The organism is Dethiosulfatibacter sp., assembly GCF_983023055.1.
In genome coordinates, this window is the sequence record NZ_CEZJXU010000245.1 from 1 (window position 1) to 3876 (window position 3876).

5 protein-coding genes are annotated in these 3876 nt (G+C 35.5%); all 5 read right to left on the reverse strand.

Translation table 11 applies throughout. From position 1 onward, the window contains the following. Nucleotides 1-911: endolytic transglycosylase MltG (mltG, locus tag AC3AX0_RS08955; protein ID WP_487549955.1), on the reverse strand; the 911-nt coding region annotated here is incomplete at its 3' end. A gap of 107 nt (nucleotides 912-1018) precedes the next feature. Beyond that, the gene (locus tag AC3AX0_RS08960; protein WP_487549956.1) at nucleotides 1019-2695 is read right to left on the reverse strand and encodes a ribonuclease J; all 1677 of its coding nucleotides are present in this window, start codon (nucleotides 2693-2695) and stop codon (nucleotides 1019-1021) included. Continuing rightward, nucleotides 2668-3141 (reverse strand): Fur family transcriptional regulator, encoded by a 474-nt coding sequence (locus AC3AX0_RS08965; RefSeq protein WP_487549957.1) that lies wholly within the window; start codon nucleotides 3139-3141, stop codon nucleotides 2668-2670. Before AC3AX0_RS08965 ends, AC3AX0_RS08960 begins: the two co-directional genes overlap by 28 nt. Nucleotides 3142-3235: 94 nt before the next feature. Next, a complete protein-coding gene (locus tag AC3AX0_RS08970; RefSeq protein ID WP_487549958.1) occupies nucleotides 3236-3475 on the reverse strand; it encodes a DUF1292 domain-containing protein in 240 nt (79 codons plus the stop codon). Next, nucleotides 3472-3876 (reverse strand): Holliday junction resolvase RuvX (ruvX, locus tag AC3AX0_RS08975; protein ID WP_487549959.1); only part of this gene is annotated, 405 nt, incomplete at its 5' end. The genes AC3AX0_RS08970 and ruvX, both read right to left, overlap by 4 nt.

Genomic DNA, 3876 nt, shown 5'->3' on the forward strand with positions numbered 1-3876 from the left:
GGATTTAAGGATGCCTTAATCGATTCAAGTCCGGGAGAGTTTATAGGTCCCGGAGGCAGTCCTTTGTAAATATATGTATTGTATTCTGATTCTATTTCGAGGTCATCATAGGAAAGTCTCGGTTTTCTTTCTCCTAGAGCATACTGTATTGTAGCACAAGATTCAAGTTTCCAACCACGTTCAATCCTGTTGTGAAAAACTGAAGAAACCAAAGGTCTTTCTGAATCTTCCAGAGCTTCCCCTTCTATAATTGATGCCATGGTCATTATCCTGTTCAAGTCAATAGTGTCGTCAAAACTGTCTACTATATATGTATCATATACTAACTTGTATCCATCCAGAAACCTTCTTATCAATGTTTCCTCATCTGAATCAAGGTATACATTGTAGGTTTCGGGATAAAGATATCCTTCAAGACTTTTTATGTTTTCATCAATAAGAAATCCATAATCACTTGAAAAATAACCTACATCACTGCAAAGGTTTAGAAATTTATTGGTATCAATTGGAAACTGGTCCTTTATTTCCGATGCAGCTTCTAAAAGGGTAAGTCCTTCCCTTAGGGTAATGTTTATAGTTGCATTAACATTACTTCCATTTTCAAGAAGTATACAAATTTCTTCAAGACTCATGGACTTTGACATTTCGTAGTCTCCAGCCTTAAACTTTGAACCTTTATTGTTTATCTTCAGATATATTTTATAGGCAGTTTGGTCCTTTATAAGTCCATTCTCAAGGAGAATATCTCCTATTCCTTTTGGTGTTGTACCTGAAGGCACTGATAAGACTAGAGTGCTGCTGTCAGTCATATCTATAGGTGTTATATTGTTCTTATAGTAATTTGACGCTGCAAACCATAAAGCTATGACAATTACTGCTAGAATCAGAATTGTTTTTGCAGATTTTTTCATAATCTACCTCTACGTTTTAACAGAAGTGTCCTAGGACACTTCTGTGTGAGTTGCTTGTTTGCGTTCTTGGCAGCTCAAGAAACTTTCCTTCGCGCATAAAATTCGTTTTACGAATTTTTGACTTCCATAATTATTGGTAGTATCATAGGTCTTCTCTTTATTTCATTGTAGATGAATTTGCTCAGCGCGTCTTTTATTGCAGACTTTATGCTGGACCATTCCCTTACATTGTTTTCAAAACATTTTTCCAGTGCAACCTTAACAACAGCCCTTGAATCAACCATGAGGTCTTCATTCTCTCTTACATATACGAATCCTCTTGAGATTATGTCAGGTCCGGATACTACTGTACCTGATTTTCTATCAATTGTAACTACAGCTATTATTAATCCGTCTTCAGAAAGATGCTTTCTGTCCCTAAGAACTATGTTTCCAACATCTCCAACTCCAAGTCCATCAACCATTATGTTTCCAGACTGAATCTTTTGACCGAGTTTCATTTCTTTTTGGGTCAATTCAACCATATCACCTGTATTTATAACAAGAATATTCTTATTTTTTATTCCCATTGTTTCAGCAAGTTCAGCATGTTTCTTAAGATGTCTCATCTCACCGTGTATAGGTATGAAAAATTTAGGCTTTAAAAGTGCAAGCATAAGCTTGTGTTCTTCCTGCTTTGCATGTCCCGATACATGTATATCATACAGCTTGTCGTAAATGACTTCAATATTTTTCTCGTACAACTGGTTTATTACCTGGCCTATTGATTTTTCATTTCCAGGTATTGGACTTGCTGATATTATAACAGTATCTCCTTCACGGAGCTCTATTTTACGGTGATCATCTGCAGCCATTCTTGAAAGTGCAGCCATAGGTTCTCCCTGGCTTCCAGTGGATATGATTACCAGTTCCTTGTCCTTATATTTGTTTATGTCATTTACATTTATTATCATCTCAGGATTAATGTCAAGATATCCAAGGGTTGTAGCAACATCAACCACATTGAGCATGCTTCTTCCCGATATTACTATTTTGCGTTTGAATACTTTGGCAGCATCAACTATCTGCTGGACCCTATATACATTGGATGCAAATGTTGCAACCACTATACGTTTTTTTGCCTTTTTGAAAAGATCCATGAAATTGTTTGTCAGTGAAGCTTCGGACATGGAATATCCAGGACTTTCTACATTTGTGCTTTCAGACAAAGCTAAAAGCACTCCCTTTTGGCCATATTCGGCAATTGTATGAAGATCTATTGGCAATCCCTTTATAGGTGTTAAATCAACTTTAAAGTCTCCTGTATGAAAAACCACACCGACCGGTGTTGTTATTGCAATACAAGAAGCATCAGGTATACTGTGGTTACTTCTGATGAAGTGAGCCTGAAAACATCCTAGTTGTATTTTATCGTCATGGCTTACAACTTTAAGGCATTTATTGTCGATACGATGTTCTATAAGCTTTTTCTCAATAAGACCAATTGTAAGCTTTGTGCCGTAAATTGGAACCTCTAATTTTTTTAACAGATATGGAATAGAACCTATATGATCTTCATGTCCGTGGGTGATTACTATTCCTCTAATTTTTTCTTTGTTTTTTATCAAATATGATATATCCGGTATAACAATATCAATTCCCAACATACTATCTTCTGGGAACCCCATACCACAGTCTACTATCATTATATCATTTCCGTACTCAAGTACTGTGATATTCTTGCCGATTTCACCCATTCCTCCAAGTGGAACCAGCTTTAATTTTTTGTCGTTTCCTTTTTGCATTCTTTCCTCCTATTTTTGCAGTCACTACAAATACCGTAAAACTTCAATGTATGATTGTGTATATTAAAATCGTATTCATCTTCAATGATTTTCTCTAGATCCTGGAGCAAGTCGATTTTAACCTCTTCGATCTTGCCACAGATTTGACACACCAAGTGGTGGTGTCTGTGAGATTCATCTTCAATATGACTTAATTCAAATCTACTACAGCCATCATTAAAATTTAATTTATAAACAATATCAATTTTTTCAAATAATTTTAACGTTCTATAAATTGTAGCAAGTCCGATTTCCGGATGCTTTAACTTAACTATTTCATATATTTGTTCCGGGTTAAAGTGTTTTCCTTCATTGGAATCTATTATTTCGAATACTACTCTACGTTGTGTAGTTAATTTGTAACCTGCATCGTTCAGTTTTTCTTTGAATATTTCAAAATTTGTCATATCGCACCACTCTTATTTGATTTTTATTATCACTAAGAGTTTATTATTAAATGACATTTTTGTCAAATGGTAATTCAAATCAATTGACTATGTTCTAAATGAGATCGTCAGCCATTCCTTCATATATCTGAATAACTTCCTCAAGTTCCTCGTCATCATCTATCATGATAAATACAGGTTGTCCGTTGTTTTTTTCAACCCTGTATATCATTCCCTCTTCGCTGTCGGGATATCTTAGAACTGCATATTCATCCTCGTCCAGATGGAAGGTTGCAAGGATTTCAATTTTTTCCTTTTCTCCATCATCATTTATAAGTTCTATAAAGTTGCTCATTTTTTCACTTCCTTGTCTAAAAACGTTGTTAATATGTTTACTGCCGCCATTTTGTCTATGACTTCCTTTCTTTTGCTCCTGCTCACATTGCCGCTAATGAGTATTCTTTCAGCCATAAGGGTTGTAAGTCTCTCATCTTCGTATATGATTTCCTGTTCAAACTTGTAGCTCAACTTCTTTACAAAGTGTTGTACCTTTTCAGCTTGTATTCCAATTGTTCCATCAAGTTTTTTAGGTAGTCCCACCACTATTGATGTCACTCCATATTCTTCTATTATTCTTTTAAGTTCTTCAAAGTCCTTTCTGTAGCTGACCCTTCTTATTGTCTTTATTCCCTGTGCAGTAATATTTAGAGGATCGCTGACAGCTACTCCAATGGTGCTGTCGCCTACATCCAGTGC

Bases quoted from the DNA above. Each gene is read 5' to 3' on its own strand.
- AC3AX0_RS08965 (WP_487549957.1), bottom strand. From the start codon at position 3,141: ATGACAAATTTTGAAATATTCAAAGAAAAACTGAACGATGCAGGTTAC.
- AC3AX0_RS08960 (WP_487549956.1), bottom strand. From the start codon at position 2,695: ATGCAAAAAGGAAACGACAAAAAATTAAAGCTGGTTCCACTTGGAGGA.
- AC3AX0_RS08970 (WP_487549958.1), bottom strand. From the start codon at position 3,475: ATGAGCAACTTTATAGAACTTATAAATGATGATGGAGAAAAGGAAAAA.